Here is a 21077-nt window from a genome sequence, read left to right as displayed (position 1 = left end):
CATGAACGCACCGGCCTACCAGGGCATCAAGGACTTCATCCTCGGCCGCATTCATGCGGGTGAATGGGCTGAAGGCGACCAGGTACCCTCCGAAAACGAGCTCGCGCGTGAATTCAACGTCGCGCGCATGACGGTCAACCGCGCGTTGCGCGAGTTGACCTCGGAGCAGGTGCTCACGCGTGTGCAGGGCTCGGGCACGTTTGTGGCCCGGCCCAAGTACGAATCGACGCTGGTGGCGATCCGCAGCATCTCCGACGAAATCGTCGCGCGCGGTCATCGTTATCAGGCGAACGTGTTGCACATTGGCGCGAGCATCGCCGACGAAGCGCTCGCCGAAGAAATGCAGGTGAGCGCGGGCAGTCCGGTGTTTCATTCGCGTCTGCTGCATTTCGAAAACGACGAGCCGGTGCAACTCGAAGAGCGCTGGGTCAACCCGGCGGTCGCACCCGAGTACGCGTTGCAGGACTTCACGAACACCACGCCGAATCAGTATCTGGTGCGCGTCGCGCCGCTGCAGCGCGTCGAGTACCGCATCGAAGCATTGGCGGCGGATGCCGATACGCGCGAGCTGCTGACGATGGATGAACTCGAACCGTGCCTCGTGCTGCATCGGCGCACGTGGTCGCAAAGTCAGGTCGCTTCGGTCGCCAATCTATGGCATCCCGGCAGCCGCTATCGCTTCACCGGACATTTCTGATTTCGCTGTTTTTCCAAGACTTATTTCCCAGAACTTCTCCCGAACATTTTCAAGCATTCCGAGGGCCACCATGAACAACCCGAAACACATCGACCCGCGTCTGGACCCGACCCGCACCATCCGCGCACCGCGCGGCGCGGAAAAGACCTGCAAAACCTGGATCGCGGAAGCCGCATACCGGATGATCCAGAATAATCTGGACCCGGAAGTCGCCGAGCATCCGCACGCACTGGTCGTGTACGGCGGCATTGGCCGTGCCGCGCGTAACTGGGACTGCTTCGATCAGATCCTCACGTCGTTGAAGGACCTGAACGAAGACGAGACGCTGTTGATTCAATCGGGTAAGCCGGTCGGCGTGTTCAAGACGCATGCGGACGCACCGCGCGTGCTGCTGGCGAATTCGAATCTGGTGCCGCATTGGGCGACGTGGGAACACTTCCACGAACTCGATCGCAAGGGCCTGATGATGTACGGCCAGATGACCGCGGGCAGCTGGATTTACATCGGCAGCCAGGGCATCGTGCAGGGCACCTACGAGACGTTCTTCTCGGTGGCGAACCAGCATTTCAACGGCGATCCTTCGGGCCGCTGGATTCTGACGGGCGGACTGGGCGGCATGGGTGGCGCGCAACCGTTGGCAGCAACGATGGCTGGCTTCTCGATGATCGCGGTCGAATGCGACGAGACGCGTATCGACTTCCGTCTGAAGACGCGTTACGTCGACAAGAAAGCGGCAACGCTCGACGAAGCACTCGCCATCCTTGAAGAAGCGAAGAAAGCAGGCAAGCCGGTCTCGATCGGCCTGCTCGGCAACGCAGCGGACGTGTTCGCTGAATGCGTGACGCGTGGCATCACGCCGGATTGCGTGACCGACCAGACCAGCGCGCACGATCCGATTCACGGCTACCTGCCGCAAGGCTGGAACGTCGAAGACTGGCGCGAGCGTCAGAAAACCGTGCCGGACAGCATTGTGCTGCCCGCCAAGCAGTCGATGGCCAAGCAGGTGCAGGCCATGCTGACGCTGCAGGATCGCGGCGCGGCCACGCTCGACTACGGCAACAACATTCGTCAGATGGCGTTGGAAATGGGCGTGGAAAACGCCTTCGATTTCCCGGGCTTCGTGCCGGCGTATATCCGTCCGTTGTTCTGCGAAGGCAAGGGTCCGTTCCGTTGGGTCGCGCTGTCGGGCGATCCGGAAGACATCTACAAGACCGATGCGAAGGTCAAGGAACTGATCCCCGACGATCCGCATCTGCACAACTGGCTCGATATGGCGCGCGAACGCATTGCGTTCCAGGGTCTCCCGGCGCGGATCTGCTGGGTCGGCGTGAAGGATCGTTATCGCTTGGGCCAGGCGTTCAACGAAATGGTCAGGAACGGCGAGTTGAAGGCGCCGATCGTGATCGGCCGCGATCACCTCGATACCGGTTCGGTGGCAAGCCCGAATCGCGAAACCGAATCGATGAAGGACGGCTCGGACGCAGTCAGCGACTGGCCGCTGCTCAACGCACTGCTGAACACCGCAGGCGGCGCATCGTGGGTCTCGCTGCATCATGGTGGCGGCGTCGGCATGGGCTTCAGCCAGCACTCGGGCGTCGTGATCGTCGCTGACGGTACGGATGCTGCGAAGGAGCGCCTCGGCCGCGTGCTGTTCAACGATCCGGCGACCGGTGTGATGCGTCACGCGGATGCGGGCTATGAACTCGCGCAGGAAACGGCGCGCGAGGCAGGTCTCAACCTGCCGATGCTGGGCCGTTGATCGTGGCGGTTGTCGAGAATAGGGCAACCACGACGCTGATCCGCGGCGCCGACCTCGTGGCGGCGCCGTGGAAGAACGGCGGCGGCGTCACGCGTGAGGTGGCGGCGTTCCCCGAAGGCGCGGGGCTCGATGCCTTCGTGTGGCGCGTGAGCGTTGCCGACGTGGCGCAAGCCGGGCCGTTCTCGCGTTTCGCGGGCATCGATCGCACACTCGTGCTGTTGTCAGGCGCGGGCATGTTGCTCGACGAGAAGGTTGAAACCAGCACGACGAACACGCTCGCGTTGATTCAGCCGCTCGATATCGCGCAGTTTGCGGGCGAAGCGCAAATCGACGCATGCCTCGTCGACGGCGCCACGCGTGACTTCAACCTGATGGTTCGCCGTGGCGCGGCCGTGGGCGAAACCGAAGTGTGGCGCGGTGCTACGCAACGGACCTTGTCCGCCGACGTGGTGCTGTTGTTCTGCGCTAGCGGTTCGGTTTCGGTCACGCTCGGTGGCGAGGTTCAACCGCGTGTGCTTGAAGCCGACGACACGCTGCGCATCGATACACCGCACGCGCTGTCATGCGCGGTCGAGGGCGCGGGCGCATTGCTCGCGATCAGCATCCGCTACACGGAAAGATGACGACGATTCGCGCGCGCTCAAATCCTGGCAAAGGCTGGTCAATGCCTGGTAGAAGCTTGGTAAAAGCGCGCCGCGAACCACCACAGACACGCAACGAGCTGCAAAGAGCACGCGATGAAGCAAACCGTCTGGCATCACCTGAAACTTTGCCCGCAGGGCGATCCCCAACACACGCTGCCCGACGCCGCGATTGCCGTTGAAAACGGCAAGATCGCATGGCTCGGCGCAGCTTCCGAATTACCCGCTCAATACGCTGCATGGCCGCGCGAAGATTTGCACGGCGCGTGGGTGACACCGGGTCTGGTCGATTGCCATACGCATCTGGTGTATGGCGGCCAGCGCGCGGATGAATTCGCGCAGCGGCTCGCGGGTGTCAGTTATGAAGAAATTGCGCGGCAGGGCGGCGGCATCGTCTCGACGGTGCGCGCGACACGCGCGGCCGACGAAGACTCGCTGTTTCGCCAATCGGCCGCGCGCCTCGAACCGCTGCTTGCCGAAGGCGTCACGACGGTCGAAATCAAATCCGGCTACGGCCTCGATCTCGCCAGCGAGCGCAAGATGCTGCGCGTCGCGCGCCAGTTGGGCGAGCGCTATCCGGTGTCGGTCTATACGACGTTTCTCGGGGCGCACGCCTTGCCGCCTGAATTCGCGGGAAGAGCCGATGCGTATATCGACGAAGTCTGCAACACGATGCTGCCCGCGCTTGCCGACGAAGGCCTGGTCGACGCTGTCGACGTGTTCTGTGAGCGCATCGGTTTTTCGCTGGAACAAAGCGAGCGCGTGTTCAAGGCCGCGGAGCGCTACAAGCTGCCGGTGAAGATACATGCCGAGCAATTGTCGAACAGCGGCGGCACGGCATTGGCCGCGCGGCACCATGCGCTGTCCGCGGATCACCTTGAATTCCTCGACGAAGCCGGCGTTGCCGCGATGAAAGCGTCCGGCGCGGTCGCCGTGCTGTTGCCCGGCGCGTACTACTTCATCCGCGAGACGCAATTGCCGCCTTTGGACTTGCTGCGGCGCTATCAGGTGCCGATCGCGATCTCCACCGACAGCAATCCCGGCACGTCGCCGACCACCTCGCTGTTGCTGATGATGAACATGGCGACCACGCTGTTCCGCATGACCGTACCCGAAGTGCTGCAAGGCGTGACTTCGCATGCGGCGCGTGCGCTCGGCAAGGCGGACCAACATGGCTCGCTGGAAGCCGGGCGCGCGGCGGATTTCGCGGTGTGGTCGGTCGATTCGCTGGCCGAGCTGGCTTACTGGATTGGGCGTCCGTTGTGCGCGCGAGTCGTGCGCGCCGGAGAGACTGTTTATACGCGGCGTGACTTGAGCTAGGGCCTGAGAGATGATGCAAACAAAACAATCGCTATTCGCCGACCACGCCTATCTGTCCGACGGCTGGCGCCGCAATGTGCTGCTGGAATGGGACGCCAACGGCATGCTGACGTCGGTTACGCCCGATACGGCCGCTGTTCCTGACGGCGTGCAAAGAGCCGCCGGCCCTGTGTTGCCTGGCATGCCGAATCTTCACTCGCATGCGTTTCAACGCGCGATGGCCGGTCTGACCGAATATCGTGCGAACGCTACCGATAACTTCTGGAGCTGGCGCGATCTGATGTACCGCTTTGCCGCGCGGATCACGCCGGAAGGGCTCGCCGCAGTCGCACAGTGGCTGTACATCGAGATGTTGAAAGCGGGCTATACGTCGGTCTGCGAATTCCACTATGTGCACCATTCGCCGGATGGCAGCCGCTATGCAAACCCGGCAGAACTGGCGCAGCGCGTGGTGGATGCGGCTTCGGCGAGCGGTATCGGTATGACGATGCTGCCCGTGCTGTATCAGTACAGCGGTTTCGGTTCGCGCGCGCCGCGTGAAGATCAGCAGCGCTTTATCAACACGCCGGAGAGTTTGCTCGATCTGATTGGCACAGTGCGCGCGGCGCGTCCTGAAGGCGCTGCGTTGCGCTATGGCGTTGCGCCGCATTCATTGCGTGCGGTATCGGCCGATTCATTGCGGGCCTTGCTGAGCGGTATCGATAGCAGCGCGCCGGTTCATATCCATATTGCCGAGCAAACCGCCGAAGTCGACGCCTGCCTGGAAACCGAAGGTGCACGCCCGGTGCAGTGGCTGCTCGATCGCTTCGACGTCGACAGCCGCTGGTGCCTCGTGCACGCCACGCATGTCGATGCGAACGAAACGCTTGCGCTCGCGAAAAGCGGCGCGGTCGCGGGGTTGTGTCTGACCACCGAAGCCAATCTCGGCGACGGCATTTTTCCGGCGCACGAGTATCTCGACGCGCAAGGGCGCATCGGCGTCGGTTCGGATAGCCATATCGGCGTCGACTGGCGCTCGGAATTGCGTTTGCTCGAATACGGCCAGCGCCTGACACGCCGGCAGCGCAACGTGCTGGCTTCGTCGCAAGCCACGCACGTGGCCGACCGTCTGTTCGCCGCCGCGCTCGACGGCGGCGCGCACGCTACGGGTCGTGCGGTCGGTGCATTGCAAGCCGGCCGCCGTGCCGACTGGCTGGTACTCGATCCGGATCATTCGAGCATCGCCGAGCACGCGCCGGACGCCTGGCTCTCGGGCGTTGTATTCTGCGAGCATGGCGAGTCGCCGATTCGCGACGTCTACGCGGGCGGCGACAAGGTCGTCGACAACCGCCGGCATCGCGACGAGGAGGGCGCATACGCGCGCTATCGCGGGGCGCTCGCTGACTTGCTCAGCTAAGTTGCCGACACCGCTTGCCGACGCCACTCGCTGAAGCGACATGCTCGCGTGAATTGCCGAGCAAGCCAAGTAAGCTGAGTCTTCGACTTTTATCGATTCCATCGATTCCGGACTGACATGACTGCTTCGTCTACTGCAACACCTCCGCCGGTTTTATCGCTGCATCAGGGAAGCTTGCCGTTGCTGATTTCGATCCCACATCTGGGCACGCAAATCCCCGCCGATATCGCCGCAACGATGACGCCGGTCGCGCAGCGCACCGACGACTGCGACTGGCACCTCGACCGTCTCTACGCGTTTGCGAAACGCATGGGCGCATCGATCCTGGCGCCGACGTATGCGCGTTATGTGGTCGACCTGAACCGCCCGCCTGACGGTGCGAATCTCTATCCGGGGCAGGACACCACCGGTTTGCTGCCGGTCGATACCTTCGACAAGGAACCCTTGTACCTCGAAGGCCATCTGCCGACCGATGCTGAAGTCGCCCGCCGGCGCGATGCTTACTGGAAGCCCTATCACGATGCACTGACGGGCGAGATCGCCGCGCTGAAGGCGAAGCACGGCAAGGTGCTGCTGTGGGAAGCGCATTCGATTCGCTCGCACGTACCGCGTTTCTTCGAGGGACGTTTGCCGGATTTCAATTTCGGCACGTCGAACGGCGTGAGCGCGGTGGCGGGATTGGGCGAGGAACTGGCCGCTGTGGTCGAGCGGCATGGCGGTTATTCTGTTATCGCCAATGGACGGTTCAAAGGCGGGTATATCACGCGGGAGTATGGGCAGCCGTCGCAGGGTGTACACGCGGTACAGCTCGAGTTGTCGCAGATTACGTATATGGAGGAGCAGATGCCATATGCGTACGACGAAAGGCTGGCTGCGAAGATCGAGCCTTTGCTGGAAGAACTGGTGTCGACGGCGCTGGCGCGCGTGAGCGCAGCGTGACCGCGGCAGTTTGACCGTGGCAGCTTAGCGGCGGCAGCTTGACGTCGCTGCCATCGCGAGTATTCACCTCATTTCATCATCTCCACGCGGCTCACCGCGCTTCGCAATCCGCGAGGCCGTGGCCGCGTCGGCTCACACCGCAAAGGTGTAACAGCATGTGTCCGTGATTGCATGCTGCGGCTTTCGCGCCGAACGTATAGAACGTCGAAGGGTTGACCCACGCCTCGTGGAAGCGGAGCGGCCACAAAAAAGCCCCGCTTGTAGCAGGGCTTTCCGATACGCGCCGTGTGCGGCGCTGCACAGCGATCAGTGGCAGTGACGTTCCCAGTGATGGTGGACACGCACCTTGTGGCACACCGGGTGATGTTGCTCATAAGCTTGGGCGGGAGCGATCGCGCTCAGGGCGACGACGGTTGCTGCGATGGCGAGAACAATCTTCTTCATTACAAAATCCTTAAATCATGGTGGTGGTGCTGACGTTACAGCACGACGCGTGCCGCAACGGTTCGGAAGGATGCCACACATCGTGCGCGCAGCGGAGGAACGTTGACCGAATGCATGGGTCAACTCAAAACGCCGGGCTTTGTGGCGTTTTATCCCTGGGCAGCGGCGCGCAGTAGCGTGTCATTTCGACACGTCGAACGCCGCAGGGTGCGCGCGGGCATTGCGTGCCATGCGCTGAAGCGGCTACCCTTTCAGAACGATGACGTGTGCGAGCGCGTCATCCATACATCGGGCAAAAAGATGGAAGACCCAGCGATGGAAGATTCCGACGAATTACTGCTCCCGGTCTGGCGAGCGAACCTGGTGCTGCTGACCCGCGAGATTGGCGCCGCGACGCGTCTGGCGCGCATGATGACCTTTTCCGCCAGCTACCTGAAATTGATTTTGTCCGGCCAGCGCGAATTCAGCGAGGAGTTCGTGCGCGGCATCGAGGCGGTGACGGGCTTGCCGAATGGCTGGATGAACGCGCCGCATACGGAGCAGGACATCCCGGCCAACGCGCGTGAAGCGATCGACAACGAACAGCCGCTTGCGCGGTTTCGCGGCACGGCGCATCCGGTGCGCAAGAAGACGGTGCTGCGCCCGCCTGAGCCGATTTTCGGCCAGACGGGTCCTGCCAGGCGCGTGGAAGAAGAGACGCTCGATGCCGAAGCGCATCGGCGTCAGGCCCACTTCCGCAAAGTTCGCGATCTGGCGATACAGGATGTGCGGCGTTTCGAGCGGCATTTGAGTCAGGCGCCGGTGGACCTTGCGTCGATGCGCGCGAAAGTGGAGGACGTGATCGCCGCTGCTGATCTCGACGACCCGATTCAGGCCGACCTGGCCGGCAGGCTCGAGCAGATCGAAAAGCATCGGCACTTGCTGCTCAGGCATGTGGAGCGGCTGCAGGCTTTGCTCGGGCATATTGGGGAAGGGGACTGATGCCTGCAGCAGTGCGTTGTTGTTGTGCGCAGGCTTGGGGCACCTGATCGCCAGGTCGCAACCTAACGCCTGCGCCGCGCGTGAAATTCCGCCTCGAGCGTCCACGTCACACCGTCCTGCGCCAGCGCGACCCCGGTCCACCGGAACGAATCCCTCGTGATCTCGGTGAAATTCCACCGAATCGGTGTGCCGTCTGCGTGCGTGCCGATCTGCACGAGATCGTCGCCGATGCGCCGGCCGACCAGTCCATCGCGCTGACCGGTCCGCGGATTGAGGTATGTGACGCGCCACGCCCTCAGCGCCGGGTCCCACACTCGCAGCGTGGTGCCGTACATGGTGTCGGCGGGCGCGTGGTCCGCATGGCGCTCGCTGCGTGGCGGCATGATCCACACGTCCTGTACGGCGCGGCCCTCCAGTACCCAGCCGAAATGAATTTCGCCACGGCGGCGCGCGTTGCCGAGGTCGACGCGGTAATGCAGCACGTCCATGTCCCAACTGCCGATCAGCCAGCCGTAGACGTCGTCGGCGGCATCGATATCGGCGGCGCGCGCCGGGGCGGTCAACGCGGCGTGAAAACCGCGCTCCAGGGTGTCGTCCAGCATGTTCATCGTGTGTGTGCTCCGTCGGAGGTTCGGTGACAGCGCCATCGCCGGAACGGGCAAAACCGCGCCGGCCGCCGATGTGCTAAAACCACGATACGGACTCAGCCGAGGTGCATCTTGGGGAAAATTGCCGTCACTTTGCAGCAGGCGCTCGCGCAACGCGCGCGGGAAGGCTCGCGTGGCAGCACAACCGCGCGCCCGTTGGCCCAGGGCACGGGCTGGGACGTCGCGGACGTCCTCTGCACCTTCGGCCCACGTGACCGGCCGTTCGAAGAGCGGCACGCCGGCGTATGCATCGCGATGGTGGTCGCCGGTACGTTCGGCTACCGCGCGGGGACGGGGCGTGAGTTGCTCACCCCCGGCGCGCTGCTGCTCGGCAACCCGGATGACTGTTTCGAATGCGGCCATCGGCATGCGGCCGGCGATCGCTGCATCGCCTTTCGCTATGCGCCGGCGTACTTCGAGCGGCTTGCCGCGGACGCGGGCATCGCGAGCGGCACGCTGAATTTCAGGCGCGCGCGCATTCCGTCGCTACCTGCGTTGTCTCCGCTGATCGCACGGGCCTGTGCCGGCGCTTCGGATGCAGGCGACGCGGTGTGGGACGAGCTCGCGGTCGAACTGGCCGTCTCGACGCTCAGGGCGGCGGGCGCATTGACGCACGCGGAAGCGCCCGCAAGCCCCGCCGCCTGGTCACGCGTGGCGCAGACGGTGCGCCTGATCGACGAGACGCCTGGCGCGCCGCATACGCTCACGAGCCTCGCTGCCGCGGCGGGCCTGAGCGAGTTCTACTTCCTGCGCACGTTCCAGCGCGTGACCGGCGTGACGCCACATCAATATGTGCTGCGGGCACGTTTGCGAGCGGCGGCGCAGCGTCTTCACGACGACAGCGCGAAGGTCGTCGATATCGCGCTCGATTGCGGCTTCAATGACCTGTCGAATTTCAATCACGCGTTTCGCGCGGAGTTTGCGTCGAGTCCGCGTGCGTGGCGCGCGCGGGGCAGGGCGCGTGGTGCATGACGCGGTGTGCTGCGTTCATGAGGCTGGCCGCCGTATTGGCGCTGGTTGGGTGCGCAGCCGCCTCGCGTGCTGAGGGGAGCACCTCCAGCACCTCCAGCACCACCAGCACCAGCACCAGCAGCGACGACCTCTCTCCCTCGACGATGGAGCGCGACGTCCATCTCTTCGTGATCCAGAAGGACGGCTCGGTCGAAGAACACGACGACACGGTTCTGCGGGCCAACACGACAAGCGGCGTCGACGATATCGCGCAACGCTACGTGTGGTTCAACAAGGACATCGAGCAGGTGCAATTGCTGAGCGCGGAAACGATCGACCCGAACGGCGTCGCGCATCCAGTCGGCCCCGAGGCGATCCGCGACGTGCAGGAACCCCGCTCGGCGGGCGCGCCGAGTTTCGAAGACGGGGTGTTGCGCACGGTGATCTTTCCGGGTGTCGAGCCCGGTTCGCGCGTGCATCTGGCGTTTCGCAAGACGCGCACGAAACCCCTGCAGGCCGGCACGTTCGCGTACCTGGTCGAACCGACGCGCGACCCCGTCGAGATGCAGCGTCTGATCTTCGACCTGCCCGCCGACGTGCCGCTGTATGCCGATGCGCGCGGCTACTTCGCGCTGCCACCCGTCACGGCAAACGGACGCACCCGCTACGTGTTCGACTACCACCACGGCCCATATGCACCGCTCGAAGCGGGTGCTGTGGGTTATGCGAACTGGGGCGATCGGTTGATGGTGTCGACGGTGCCTGACTTCGCGAGTTTCGCCGCGCGTTATCGCGGTCCTGCTGCCGACGCGACGATGAGCGACCCGGCGATCGTGCAACTCGCGCAGAGCCTGACCGCCGAGACCAGCGACCCGCGCGCGAAAGCGCGGATCCTGTACGACTGGATGCGCCTGAATATTCGCTACGTCGCGCTGTTTCTCGGCGAGACGGCGGCGATTCCGCATAAGGCCATTGACATCCTGCGCAACCGCTATGGCGACTGCAAGGATCACGTCGCGTTGTACAGCGCGCTCCTCGCTGCGGTCGGCATTCGCAGCGAGGCCGTGCTGCTCAATCTCGGGCCGTACTACAGTTTGCCGTCCGTGCCGGGGTATGGAGAAAGCGCGATCAACCATGCAATCGTGTGGATTCCTGAGTTGTCGTTGTATGCGGATACGACGGCGGGCGGCGTCGCTTTTGGGTATTTGCCGCCGGGCGTGATGGACCGGCCCGTTCTGCTGGTCGACGACGGCGTGTTATCGCGCACGCCGGCCACGCAGTTGCGTGAGCGGACGGCACGCCTGCAGATCGATATCGATGAGAGCGGAGCGGCGAATTACGCTTACCGCGTGGAAGATGACGGCTATACAGCGGAGCTCGAACGCAATACGTTTCGGCGGGCAACGCGGCAGCGCACGCAGCAGATCGCCGCGAATCGCCTGTTGCTGACTGGCTTGCATGGCACCGCGCAGTTGCACACGAGCGATGTGGCCGCGACAGACGGACCGTTTTCCACGTCGATGCAGGGAACGGTCGAGCACTTTGTCTGGACCGACGGCACGACAGCCGTGCCGGCCTTGACGAGCTTGTCCGGCGGAATGGCGGGGCAGGTGCAGGCGTGGCTTGCGGAGCCTGCCAGGACGCAGCCGTGGGCTTGCATCGGCGGGGAATTCGACGAGACGCTGGAGATGACGCTGCCGCGCTTCGTTCGGGTGACCGATGTGCCGCCGGACGCCACGGTGAAGGATCGTTTCGTCGAGTTTTCTTCCCGCTACGTGTTCGATCCCGCCGGGCGGGTCTTGCAGGTCAGGCGACACCTTCGAGCCGCGTTTGGGCATCAGATTTGCTCTGCGGATGAATTTGCCGGCGTGAAGGACGATCTGGTCCGGATCGAGCGGGATCTCGATGCCGAGGTGGTGGTGAAGGTTGTCAAATAGGCACGGGCGGCATCGGCCGTGCCAGAGGCAGCGGCGGTAAACGAGCACCGCCCTGCCGCATGAACAACCACGCCGTGATGGGCGAAAGAAGACGCTTAACTTCCGCTCTTGGTCACGATGGGAATCCAGGTCCCGTTCTTGACCTGGTACAGCGTGGAAGCGCCGCTCTTCAACGCCCCGGTGTTGTCGAAGGAAATCTTCCCTGTCACGCCGTCGTAATCGAGCGACTTGAGAACAGGTCGATAAACCGCCGGCGAGGTGGATTTGGCCTGCTGCATCGCCTTGATCGCGGCCCATGCTCCGTCATATCCAAACGGCGCGTACGACAGGATATCCACCCCGAAGCGCTTCTTGAACTTCGCGGAAAAGTCCTTGCCGCCCGGCAATTGGGCCAACGGCCGGCCGTATTCCCAGGCCATCGCGCCTTCGGACGGGTCGCCGGCGAGCTTGATGAAGTCCTCATCCATCACACCGCCACCGCCCACCAGCTGAGCGTTCACCCCCAACTGCTTCATCCGCTTCGCGAAACCCGCCGCCTGGGTATCCAGGCCGCCGAAGAAAATCAGGTCCGCATTGGCCGCCTTGATCTTGGTGATCTGCGTGCTGAAGTCCACCGCGTGATTGTCGGTGTATTCGCGCGTCACGATGTTGCCGCCATGTGCCTTCACCGCCTTCTCGAACTCGTCGGCCTCGCCCTGGCCGAACGCGGTGCGGTCGTCGATGATCGCAATACGTTTCGCCTTCGTCACCGCGACGGCATAGACGCCCGCGTTGCCGGCGTTCTGCGCATCGGTGGAAATCACCATGAAGGTGTTCGCGAAGCCTCGCCCGGTAATGATCGGATTGGTTGCGGCCGGATCGATCACCGGAATGCCGGCCTGCTCGTACACCTGCGAGGCAGGAATCGTCGTGCCCGAATTGAAGTGGCCCACGACCGCCGATACGCCCGCGTCGACCAGCTTCTGCGCGGCCTGCACACCGATGCGCGGGTCGGCCTGGTCGTCCTCGGAGACGAGTTCGAATTGCGCGACCTTGTCGCCGATCTTGATCTTCTGCGCGTTGGCTTCTTCGATTGCAAGCCGGACACCGTTTTCCAGATCCTTCCCGTAGCCGGCATTGGCGCCTGTCAGCGGCGCGGCGAAGCCGATCTTCACCGGCAGGTCGTCGGCGAAACTGGCCAGCGGCGCGATCGCGAGGGCTGCGCCAACAAACAGGGCAAGCGGTTTCAGCGTTTTTTGAAGACTCATGGTCTCTCTCTCCATCGACAGTTTCAGGTGTGAAAACGGCAAGGCGGTCACGTTGGAGTGACGCGCTGTGGCGTTCACATGCCGGTCAATCTGGCGCGAATATAGAAAGCCAATTTGCGACCGTCTTGGCAGTTCGCGGCGCTTTGAATGAGCATTTCGGCATAGGCCGCGCGGCGCTTAGGCTGGCGGCCTGTCAGCGACGGCACGCGGGTGCGGATTGCGGCATATGCTTAAGAACGGGGATGGCCCTGTGCGCTGAAGAAGCGAAGGCGAGGCGGCCCGGAGAAGCCGCTCAGGAAACCGGCGCGAGCGCGCCGGCTAAAACTACAACTTCAATGCTCGCCTTGCTGGCGCAGCAACTCTTCACGCAGACGCAGGAGGGGCGCCTTGGTCTCTTCGTCGGCCCAGGTGTCGAGATCGTCGATCGCGCGCTGGCAGCCGTCCAGCACCAGGTCGAGGTCCACCGGCACGCCGTTGTTCAACGCGAATTCGATGGTCTCGGCGAACTGCTGGCAGTCGTCCTCGCCGTACGAAATGTCGAGGTTGTCGGCGATCACTTCGGCGATGTTGCTGCGCGCCTTGTCGTCGGGCGTCACCATCTCGACGATGCCGCGCGCCACCGCCGGCGAATAGTAAAGCGCGATGTCGAGCCACTGGGCGGGATCGAAGTCGGCCTGGTCGAACTGGTTCTCGAAGTACTCGATCGCTTCCTGTTCGTGCGCTTCGTCCGCGTCGACGCTCATGCACAACTGCTCAAAAAATTCTTCCCGCTCGCTGCGGATATAACCGTCCATCGATGCCTCGTCTGCTGAATGCCGGATGCCCGGACACCTGAAAAAATGCGGTGCGGGCGGGTGATTGCCTCGCCCACGCGGCACGCATTATAGGACGCCCGGCTGACAAACGTGGGTCGCGTGCCGGGTATGGGTCCGGCCAGCAACTGACGCGGGGTGCACGGCTGCATGTTAAGCCGCGCCCGAGCGCCTGGCGCCTACGCCGTCTCCGCGACCCAGGCGTCGAACCATTCACGCGGTTGCGCGATTTCGTTCTGCGCGGCCACCAGTTCCAGCTCGTAGCGCCCAGCCTGCCACGTCGCTTTCACCACCGCGTTCACGGCGGCCAGCGTGTGCTCGAAGGCGGCGCGGATCGAATCGCCCAGCAGCGTGCGCGCGACAAACACCGCGCTCGTCAGATCGCCGACGCCCACCGGCTGCCGCGCGAACGGGTAGAGCGGACGCTGCCCCATCCAGGCCTCGCGCTCGGTGACGACCAGCATGTTGAAACGGTCGGCGGGGCTGTTGCGGTCGAGCAGATGTTTGACAAGCATGAGCTTTGGTCCGCGGGCGATGACCTCGCGGCACGCGGTCACGGCTTCTTCGAGCGTCTCGATCTCGCGGCCCACCAGGCGTTGCAACTCGGTGTGGTTCGGCGCCATCGCGTCGGCCACCTGCGGCATGGTGCGCACCAGAAATTCCTGGATGCCCGGTTCGACCTTGCAGCCGCTCGTGGCGCCCATTACCGGGTCGCAGAAGTACCACGCGCGCGGATTGGCGGCTTTCACAGCCTTGACGATCTCCAGCACCGCTTGCGCCTGCGCGGGCGTGCCCAGATAGCCGGACAGCACGGCGTCGCAGCGCGGCAGCATGCCGATCGCGCCAATCCCCTCGATAAGTTCTTCCATCTGCGAAGCCTCGATCGCACCGCCGGTCCAATGACCGTACTGCGTGTGGTTCGAGAACTGGACGGTATTGAGTGGCCAGACGTTGACGCCGAGCCGGCGCATCGGAAACTCGGCCGCGCTGTTCCCGGCGTGTCCGAAGACGACATGTGACTGGATGCTCAGAACGTTTTTCGTCATGGTGTGGCCCGCGCAAGCGATCATGCGCGATCAATGAGAACGGAAAGATGGCCGCGGTCACGAACCGGCCTTGGCCGGGCGCCCGAAGCGGCATGGCTGTTTCAGATGGTGCAAGAAAAACGCGTGATCTGCCTACTCAGGAAACAATACATGAGTTTGTCACGCGCGAGTTGATCCGGCCCCGCGTTGTTGCGTCGATTGTTGCGTCGAACCATCAAAAGGACGCGGTGGGATCAGGCGAGTTCGCGATACAGCGCCAGATAGCGCTCGGCGGAGGCCCCCCAGCCGAAATCCTGATGCATCGCGCGACGTTGCGCGGCTTTCCACTCGGTGCGGCGGTCATACAGCGCAAACGCCCGGCGGATCGCCGCTGTCAGGCCCTTCGGTTCGAACCGTTCGAATACGAAGCCGGTGGCGAGATCGTCAGCGAGATTCTCGAGCGACGCGTCGACCACCGTGTCTGCCAGGCCGCCGACGCAATGCACGAGCGGCAGCGACCCATAAGCCAGCGCGTAGAGCTGCGTCAGCCCGCATGGCTCGAAGCGGGACGGCACCGCGATCACGTCGCTGCCGGCGATGATCGTATGCGCGAGCGTTTCGTCGAAGCCCAGTTCGACCGCCACCGATTCCGGATGCGTGTGCGCCACGCGTTTTAAACCGTTTTCGAGCGCCGGGTCGCCGGTGCCGAACACCACTAGCTGGCCGCCGCGTTTGACAATCTCGGGGACCGTCTCGAGCAGCAGATCGAGGCCTTTCTGTTCGGTCAGCCGACTCACCACGCCGAACAGCAGCGCGTCGCTTTTTTGCGCCAGGCCGAAGCGCTTCTGCAGTGCCTCCTTGCAGGCCAGTTTGCCGGTCAGACGGGTGTCCGTGTAGTGATCTTCGAGTAACGCGTCGGTGGCGGGATTCCACACTGAGTAGTCGACGCCGTTCAGGATGCCGCTCAGATCGTGCGAGCGATGGCGCAGCAACCCGTCTAGCCCGCCGCCCTGGGCGAGTGTCTGGATTTCGCGGGCGTAGGTCGGGCTGACGGTGGTGATGCGGTCGCTGTAATAGAGGCCCGCCTTGAGAAACGACAACTGCCCATAGAATTCGACGCCGCGCATGTTGAAGAAGTCATCAGGCAGCGCCAGTTGGCCGAACTGGTGCGCCGGAAAAACGCCCTGATACGCGAGGTTGTGCACCGTGAAGACGCTGCGCGCGAACGAGCGGCCGTGCTGCCGTTCAGCCGCCTTCAGGTAGGCGGGCGCGAGCCCGGCATGCCAGTCATGCGCGTGGACGATCTGCGGTGCCCAGGCCGGGTCGAGCTGCTGCGCCAGTTGGGCGGCGACCCAGCCGAGCAGGGCGAAGCGTTGCGCATTGTCGCCGTACGGCACGTGTTCGTCGTTCAGATAGGGGTTGCCGGGCCGGTCATACAGCGAGCCGGCGCGGATCACATAGACGATCAGGCCGTTCGACGGCAGCGTGCCCTGTTCGAGCGTGACGCCCGGCGAGTCGAAACGGCGGCCCAGTTGCGCCACCGGCCGCAAGTCGGTCAAGCCGGCGACCACCGCCGGAAAGCCGGGCAGCAGCACCCGCACATCGGCGCCGCGCTCGATCAGCGCGGGCGGCAAGGCGCCTGCGACGTCGGCGAGACCGCCCGTTTTGAGGAGAGGGTACAGCTCGCTTGCGACGTGCAGGGCGCGAATCGTCATAGGCTCGGTCTCGTTCCTGTTAGTGCGGGGGTGCGTACGCTTTGCTTGCGCGGCAAGACGGGCGGCGGCTTTGCCCGCCCGCCTGATTTGCCGTCCCGGCGAGGATCACGTCCCCTTCTGCTGCAGCGCTTCGGCCGTGACCAGCACGACGCCGTCCTCGGTGCGATAGAAGCGTTCGGCGTCGCTCGCTGGATCTTCGCCGATCACCGTGCCGTCCGGAATGGTGCAGCCACGGTCTATCACCACTTTCTGCAGCCGGCAGCTCGCGCCGACGGTGACCTGTGGCAATAAGACTGCCTCATTGATATTACAGAACGAACTCACTTTCACGTTCGACGACAACACCGAGCGCGAAATCTGCGAGCCGGAAATCACGCAGCCGCCGCACACGATCAGGTTGTTGCCGGAGCCTTGTAGACCTTTCATGTCGCGTACGAACTTGGCGGGCGGCAACTGTTCCTGATACGTCCAGATCGGCCAGTTGCGGTCATACAGATCGAGCGTCGGAATGGTGGAGGCCAGGTCAAGGTTTGCCGCCCAGTAGGCGTCGATCGTCCCGACGTCGCGCCAATAAGGCTCCACGCTCGGGTCCGACGACACGCACGACATACTGAACGGATGCGCGATCGCCGTGCCTTGCGTGACGACGCGCGGCAGGATGTCCTTGCCGAAGTCGTGGTCGGTATCGACGCTCGAGATGTTCTCTTCGAGCAGCGAATACAGGTAGTCGGCGCTGAACACGTAGATGCCCATGCTGGCGAGCGCTGAATCCGGGCGGCCCGGCATGGCGGGCGGATCGGCGGGTTTTTCGACGAAGCCGGTCACGCGGCGGTTTTCATCGACCGCCATCACGCCGAAGGCCACGGCGTCCATGCGTGGCACCTCGATGCAGCCGACCGTGCAATCCGCACCGCTTTCCGCGTGATCCGCGATCATGCGCGTGTAGTCCATCTTGTAGATGTGGTCGCCCGCCAGCACCACCACGTATTTCGGCCGGATCGAGCGGATGATGTCGAGATTCTGGAACACGGCGTCCGCGGTGCCGCGGTACCAGTGGGCGCCTTCCACACGCTGCTGAGCTGGCCAGAGGTCGATGAATTCGCCGAATTCGCCGCGCAGGAAGCCCCAGCCGCGCTGCAGATGGCGCAATAGCGAGTGCGCCTTGTATTGCGTGACGACCGCGATGCGGCGGATGCCGGAGTTCAGACAATTGGAGAGCGCGAAGTCGATGATCCGGTATTTGCCGCCGAAGTGCACCGCGGGTTTGACGCGCTTGTTGGTGAGCGGCCCGAGCCGCGTGCCCCGTCCGCCCGCAAGGACGATGGCGAGGGTGGTGCGTTGCAGATCGTTCAGCCGTGCCGGAGTTTCCATGTCTGTCTCCTGATTAGTATGCCCCGGATGTCCTGTTTGCCTGGTTCTGTTCCGCTGCGCTCCGCCATTGATTCGTGCTGCCAGGCGGGTCCGTCTTCGCGGGCCCGTCTGCTAGTTCTAGCACTGATTTGCCGCGGGCGAATAGTCTGAATTGTGCGGATGCGGCTCGCGCGCCCGTCTTGCGCAAGATCAACCCATGCACCGAGCGCCTCCGTGCGGCACGACACATAGCGCGCGAAGTGAACCGCTGCAATATGCGTGCCACACCGGCCGGTGCCGCCATGAGCCTGCGTGCGCGGCAGCACAGTCTGGCGGCGCGTCGTAGAATCCTCCGCTCCGAACGGGGTTCGGGCGTTGGTTTGCCAGCACGCGCGGCCTGCATGCTTCCCGTTGATTTCTCTTTGCAAGAAAACGATCGATGAATTTCCGCCGCCAGTCTTTGTTCGCCATGTTGAGCGCCTGTGCGCTAGCCGCCGAGCCAGGTGTTTTTGCCGCAGCGCCGGCCAGCGGGGCCGTTTCGAATCGTTCGGTTGGTCCTGTTAATCCTGCTAGTCCTGTTGGTCCTGTCAGTCAGCCGGGTCCCGCTGCTGCCGGCGCGCCGCCGGCTGCAGCCGTCGACAACAGCGGCCCGGCGTACGGCCCCGAGTTGCAGGGCTTCAACTATCCGGGGCCGGTCGAGCAGTACGACTTCACGTCACAAGGCGTGGCGCTGCACATGGCGTACATGGATATCAAGCCGGAGCACGCGAACGGCCGCACGGCCGTGTTGCTGCACGGCAAGAGCTTCTGCGCGGCGACGTGGGACGCGACCATTCGCCGTTTGAGCGACGCCGGTTATCGGGTGATCGCGCCGGACCAGATCGGTTTTTGCAAATCGAGCAAGCCCGAGCACTATCAGTACAGCTTTCAGCAACTGGCGCGCAATACGCATGCGCTGCTCGAATCGCTCGGCGTGAGCAACGCGACCATCATCGGCCATTCGACCGGTGGCATGCTCGCGATCCGCTATGCGCTGATGTATCCGCATCAGACTCAGCAACTGGTGCTGGTCAATCCGATCGGCCTCGAGGACTGGAAGGCGAAGGGCGTCCCGTCGTTATCCGTCGACCAATGGTACGGGCGCGAGCTGAAGACGACGGCAGACAGCATTCGCCGCTACGAGCAGGCGACCTACTACGCCGGCCAGTGGCGCGCCGACTTTGAACCGTGGGTGCAGATGCTGGCGGGGATGTACCGTGGCCCCGGCAAACAGATCGTGGCGTGGAATTCCGCGTTGCTATACGACATGATTTACACGCAGCCGGTGGTGTACGAACTGGGTCACCTGAGCATGCCGACGCTTTTGCTGATCGGCCAGAAGGACACGACCGCGATTGGCAAGGATGCCGCGCCACCGGAGGTGCGCGCGAAGCTCGGCCATTACCCGGAACTGGGCAAGGCTGCCGCGAAGACGATTCCGCACGCGACGCTCGTCGAATTCGCCGAGTTGGGGCACGCGCCGCAGATGCAGGACCCGCAGGCGTTTCATAAGGCGCTGCTAGATGGGTTGGCGGCGGTGCCGGCTAATCGGTGAGTTTGACGCAACCAGTCGATCGGTGAAAAAAGAAGGGCAGCCCTTTGCTGAAAGGGGCCGCCCTTTTTGTTACTGGCCGGCGTTATTACTTGCTGGCGCTCAACGCTTCGCGTACTTGCGCGCCGATTTCGAACGACCGCAGCCGCGCTTTGTGATCGTAGATCTGCGCGGTCAGCATCAATTCATCCGCGCCAGTCTGATCGATGACAGACAGCAGTCCTTCGCGTACCGCATCGCGATCGCCGATCACGGAGCAGGCGAGCGAATGCGCGACGCCGTTTAACTCCATCTCCGACGCTTCGAGCCGCTCGACCGGCGGCTGCAGTTGACCGGGCGTGCCGCGCCGCAGGTTGATGAACTGTTGCTGCAGCGACGTGAACAGACGCCGCGCTTCTTCGTTGGTATCGGCGGCGAACAGGTTGACACCGACCATCGCGTAAGGCTTATCGAGCGTTGCCGACGGACGGAATTGCTCGCGATAGACCTTGAGCGCGGTGAACATGTGATCGGGCGCAAAGTGCGACGCGAACGCGAACGGCAGACCGAGTGCCGCGGCCAGTTGCGCGCTGTATAGGGACGAGCCGAGCAGCCACAGCGGCACATGCAGGCCTGCGCCGGGGACGGCGCGAATGCGCTGGCCTGGCACGGGGTCGGCGAAATAGCGTTGCAACTCGACGACGTCGTCGGGGAAGGACTCCGCACTATTTTGCAGATCGCGGCGCAGCGCGCGGGCGGTGTTTTGATCGGTGCCGGGGGCACGGCCGAGGCCCAGGTCGATGCGGTTGGGATAGAGCGAGGCGAGGGTGCCGAACTGTTCCGCGATGACGAGCGGTGCGTGGTTCGGCAGCATGACGCCGCCGGAGCCGACGCGGATTGTTTTCGTCCCACCGGCGACGTGGCCGATCACCACGGCGGTGGCTGCGCTGGCGATGCCGGTCATGTTGTGGTGCTCTGCGAGCCAGAAGCGGCGGTAGTGCCAGTTTTCCGCGTGTTGGGCGAGATCGAGGGTGTTTCTGAACGCGTCTGCGGGGGTGGCGCCTGCGGCGACCGGTGCCAGGTCGAGGACCGAGAAGGGGATCATTTTCTGTTCATTTGATGTTTCGGGCGCTTTCGCGCGATGGGGCATTGTGGCAAAGGTTTTGGTTTTCTGCAGATGGCATGGGGATGTCCACGTTCGTGGAAGGGTTTGGATTTGGTTTTGCCTGTCCAGGCTGGGGGGGCCTGCGCGGCGCTTTTTGTCTGTATGCCTGCGGCGTTGGGCTTTGCCTGGTTTGTTTGCCTGCGCGGCGCTTTTTGTCTGTGCCCTCACGGTGTTGGCCTTTCCTTGATTTGATATTGGATTATTAGCGTTGCCCCTGTGCGGGGCGGCACCTACTTCTCTTTGCCGGCCGCAAAGAGAAGTAGGCAAGAGAAAGCGGCTCAAACCGCAAATTCTTAAGCGGGTCCCTCGCGCAGCCACGGTAGTGGTGCATCTGGAATCTGTGTTCCCGCACATTCAGCGTTAGTGACACAGCAGTCATACTTCCGGCGGCGCTACGCGCGCCGAAGCGCATTTCTTAAACCGGCGCTGCGCGCGCCGAACGGTACTTCTTAAAACCGCCCGCTGCGGTTTTGCTCTCGCA

18 protein-coding genes are annotated in these 21077 nt (G+C 63.6%); 10 read left to right on the top strand and 8 right to left on the bottom strand.

Annotation, left to right across the window (positions count from 1 at the left end):
• Position 1 precedes the first annotated feature (1 nt).
• From hutC to hutG, 6 genes are all read left to right on the top strand, one after another.
• Entirely contained in the window at positions 2-697 is a 696-nt protein-coding gene (gene hutC, locus GNZ12_RS39770; RefSeq protein ID WP_074284684.1) for a histidine utilization repressor, read from the top strand.
• Between the two features lie 70 nt (positions 698-767).
• Complete coding sequence (gene hutU / locus GNZ12_RS39765; RefSeq protein WP_172317920.1) at positions 768-2456, top strand: urocanate hydratase; 1689 nt, start codon at positions 768-770, stop codon at positions 2454-2456.
• A gap of 2 nt (positions 2457-2458) precedes the next feature.
• Positions 2459-3079, top strand: a complete 621-nt coding sequence (locus tag GNZ12_RS39760) for a HutD/Ves family protein (RefSeq protein ID WP_172317918.1) — start codon at positions 2459-2461, stop codon at positions 3077-3079.
• Between the two features lie 114 nt (positions 3080-3193).
• Complete coding sequence (gene hutI, locus GNZ12_RS39755) at positions 3194-4417, top strand: imidazolonepropionase (RefSeq protein WP_172317916.1); 1224 nt, start codon at positions 3194-3196, stop codon at positions 4415-4417.
• Between the two features lie 10 nt (positions 4418-4427).
• Positions 4428-5813, top strand: a complete 1386-nt coding sequence (locus tag GNZ12_RS39750; protein ID WP_172317914.1) for a formimidoylglutamate deiminase — start codon at positions 4428-4430, stop codon at positions 5811-5813.
• A gap of 117 nt (positions 5814-5930) precedes the next feature.
• Positions 5931-6752: an N-formylglutamate deformylase gene (gene hutG / locus GNZ12_RS39745; protein WP_172317912.1), complete on the top strand. Its 822-nt coding sequence runs from the start codon at positions 5931-5933 to the stop codon at positions 6750-6752.
• Positions 6753-7058: 306 nt separating this feature from the next.
• Here the strand turns inward: hutG and GNZ12_RS39740 are convergent, their stop codons facing one another.
• The gene (locus tag GNZ12_RS39740; protein ID WP_172317910.1) at positions 7059-7196 is read right to left on the bottom strand and encodes a hypothetical protein; all 138 of its coding nucleotides are present in this window, start codon (positions 7194-7196) and stop codon (positions 7059-7061) included.
• Positions 7197-7511: 315 nt separating this feature from the next.
• Here GNZ12_RS39740 and GNZ12_RS39735 point away from each other — a divergent pair, with 315 nt between their 5' ends.
• On the top strand, positions 7512-8177 hold the full coding sequence (locus tag GNZ12_RS39735) for a hypothetical protein (RefSeq protein WP_172317936.1): 666 nt from the start codon (positions 7512-7514) through the stop codon (positions 8175-8177).
• A 62-nt stretch (positions 8178-8239) separates the two neighbouring features.
• Here the strand turns inward: GNZ12_RS39735 and GNZ12_RS39730 are convergent, their stop codons facing one another.
• On the bottom strand, positions 8240-8785 hold the full coding sequence (locus GNZ12_RS39730; RefSeq protein WP_172317908.1) for a hypothetical protein: 546 nt from the start codon (positions 8783-8785) through the stop codon (positions 8240-8242).
• Positions 8786-8896: 111 nt separating this feature from the next.
• On the opposite strand from GNZ12_RS39730, the gene GNZ12_RS39725 reads away from it, so the two are divergent.
• Positions 8897-9796 carry a helix-turn-helix transcriptional regulator gene (locus GNZ12_RS39725; RefSeq protein WP_172317906.1) on the top strand — a complete coding sequence of 300 codons (900 nt, stop codon included), beginning with the start codon at positions 8897-8899 and terminating at the stop codon, positions 9794-9796.
• Entirely contained in the window at positions 9793-11712 is a 1920-nt protein-coding gene (locus GNZ12_RS39720; RefSeq protein WP_172317904.1) for a DUF3857 domain-containing transglutaminase family protein, read from the top strand. The genes GNZ12_RS39725 and GNZ12_RS39720 overlap by 4 nt, the downstream gene beginning before the upstream one ends.
• 95 nt (positions 11713-11807) lie before the next feature.
• Here the strand turns inward: GNZ12_RS39720 and GNZ12_RS39715 are convergent, their stop codons facing one another.
• The 5 genes from GNZ12_RS39715 to glgC all read right to left on the bottom strand — a co-directional run bounded on the left by GNZ12_RS39715 (position 11808) and on the right by glgC (position 17882).
• Positions 11808-12959 carry a branched-chain amino acid ABC transporter substrate-binding protein gene (locus GNZ12_RS39715; RefSeq protein ID WP_172317901.1) on the bottom strand — a complete coding sequence of 384 codons (1152 nt, stop codon included), beginning with the start codon at positions 12957-12959 and terminating at the stop codon, positions 11808-11810.
• Between the two features lie 332 nt (positions 12960-13291).
• Positions 13292-13753 carry a hypothetical protein gene (locus tag GNZ12_RS39710; RefSeq protein WP_172317899.1) on the bottom strand — a complete coding sequence of 154 codons (462 nt, stop codon included), beginning with the start codon at positions 13751-13753 and terminating at the stop codon, positions 13292-13294.
• Between the two features lie 197 nt (positions 13754-13950).
• Positions 13951-14817, bottom strand: a complete 867-nt coding sequence (gene pdxY / locus GNZ12_RS39705) for a pyridoxal kinase PdxY (RefSeq protein WP_172317897.1) — start codon at positions 14815-14817, stop codon at positions 13951-13953.
• 233 nt (positions 14818-15050) lie between these two features.
• Positions 15051-16511, bottom strand: a complete 1461-nt coding sequence (gene glgA, locus GNZ12_RS39700; RefSeq protein ID WP_172317895.1) for a glycogen synthase GlgA — start codon at positions 16509-16511, stop codon at positions 15051-15053.
• A gap of 105 nt (positions 16512-16616) precedes the next feature.
• Entirely contained in the window at positions 16617-17882 is a 1266-nt protein-coding gene (gene glgC / locus GNZ12_RS39695) for a glucose-1-phosphate adenylyltransferase (protein ID WP_172317893.1), read from the bottom strand.
• Between the two features lie 418 nt (positions 17883-18300).
• On the opposite strand from glgC, the gene GNZ12_RS39690 reads away from it, so the two are divergent.
• A complete protein-coding gene (locus tag GNZ12_RS39690) occupies positions 18301-19455 on the top strand; it encodes an alpha/beta fold hydrolase (protein WP_172317891.1) in 1155 nt (384 codons plus the stop codon).
• Between the two features lie 85 nt (positions 19456-19540).
• Here GNZ12_RS39690 and GNZ12_RS39685 read toward each other — a convergent pair whose 3' ends face one another.
• Positions 19541-20536: an LLM class flavin-dependent oxidoreductase gene (locus tag GNZ12_RS39685; RefSeq protein ID WP_172317889.1), complete on the bottom strand. Its 996-nt coding sequence runs from the start codon at positions 20534-20536 to the stop codon at positions 19541-19543.
• Positions 20537-21077: the final 541 nt, after the last annotated feature.

Source organism: Paraburkholderia solitsugae, assembly GCF_013177695.1.
Lineage (GTDB): Bacteria > Pseudomonadota > Gammaproteobacteria > Burkholderiales > Burkholderiaceae > Paraburkholderia > Paraburkholderia solitsugae.
Note: the sequence above shows the minus strand (reverse complement) of the source record. Positions and strands in the feature narration are given on the sequence as shown.

Coding starts and splice junctions, on each gene's coding strand:
- hutI (WP_172317916.1), top strand. CDS start 3,194: ATGAAGCAAACCGTCTGGCATCACCTGAAACTTTGCCCGCAGGGCGAT.
- GNZ12_RS39720 (WP_172317904.1), top strand. CDS start 9,793: ATGACGCGGTGTGCTGCGTTCATGAGGCTGGCCGCCGTATTGGCGCTG.
- GNZ12_RS39715 (WP_172317901.1), bottom strand. CDS start 12,959: ATGAGTCTTCAAAAAACGCTGAAACCGCTTGCCCTGTTTGTTGGCGCA.
- hutU (WP_172317920.1), top strand. CDS start 768: ATGAACAACCCGAAACACATCGACCCGCGTCTGGACCCGACCCGCACC.
- GNZ12_RS39750 (WP_172317914.1), top strand. CDS start 4,428: ATGATGCAAACAAAACAATCGCTATTCGCCGACCACGCCTATCTGTCC.
- GNZ12_RS39740 (WP_172317910.1), bottom strand. CDS start 7,196: ATGAAGAAGATTGTTCTCGCCATCGCAGCAACCGTCGTCGCCCTGAGC.
- GNZ12_RS39730 (WP_172317908.1), bottom strand. CDS start 8,785: ATGAACATGCTGGACGACACCCTGGAGCGCGGTTTTCACGCCGCGTTG.
- pdxY (WP_172317897.1), bottom strand. CDS start 14,817: ATGACGAAAAACGTTCTGAGCATCCAGTCACATGTCGTCTTCGGACAC.
- glgA (WP_172317895.1), bottom strand. CDS start 16,511: ATGACGATTCGCGCCCTGCACGTCGCAAGCGAGCTGTACCCTCTCCTC.
- glgC (WP_172317893.1), bottom strand. CDS start 17,882: ATGGAAACTCCGGCACGGCTGAACGATCTGCAACGCACCACCCTCGCC.
- GNZ12_RS39690 (WP_172317891.1), top strand. CDS start 18,301: ATGAATTTCCGCCGCCAGTCTTTGTTCGCCATGTTGAGCGCCTGTGCG.
- hutG (WP_172317912.1), top strand. CDS start 5,931: ATGACTGCTTCGTCTACTGCAACACCTCCGCCGGTTTTATCGCTGCAT.
- GNZ12_RS39735 (WP_172317936.1), top strand. CDS start 7,512: ATGGAAGATTCCGACGAATTACTGCTCCCGGTCTGGCGAGCGAACCTG.
- hutC (WP_074284684.1), top strand. CDS start 2: ATGAACGCACCGGCCTACCAGGGCATCAAGGACTTCATCCTCGGCCGC.
- GNZ12_RS39710 (WP_172317899.1), bottom strand. CDS start 13,753: ATGGACGGTTATATCCGCAGCGAGCGGGAAGAATTTTTTGAGCAGTTG.
- GNZ12_RS39685 (WP_172317889.1), bottom strand. CDS start 20,536: ATGATCCCCTTCTCGGTCCTCGACCTGGCACCGGTCGCCGCAGGCGCC.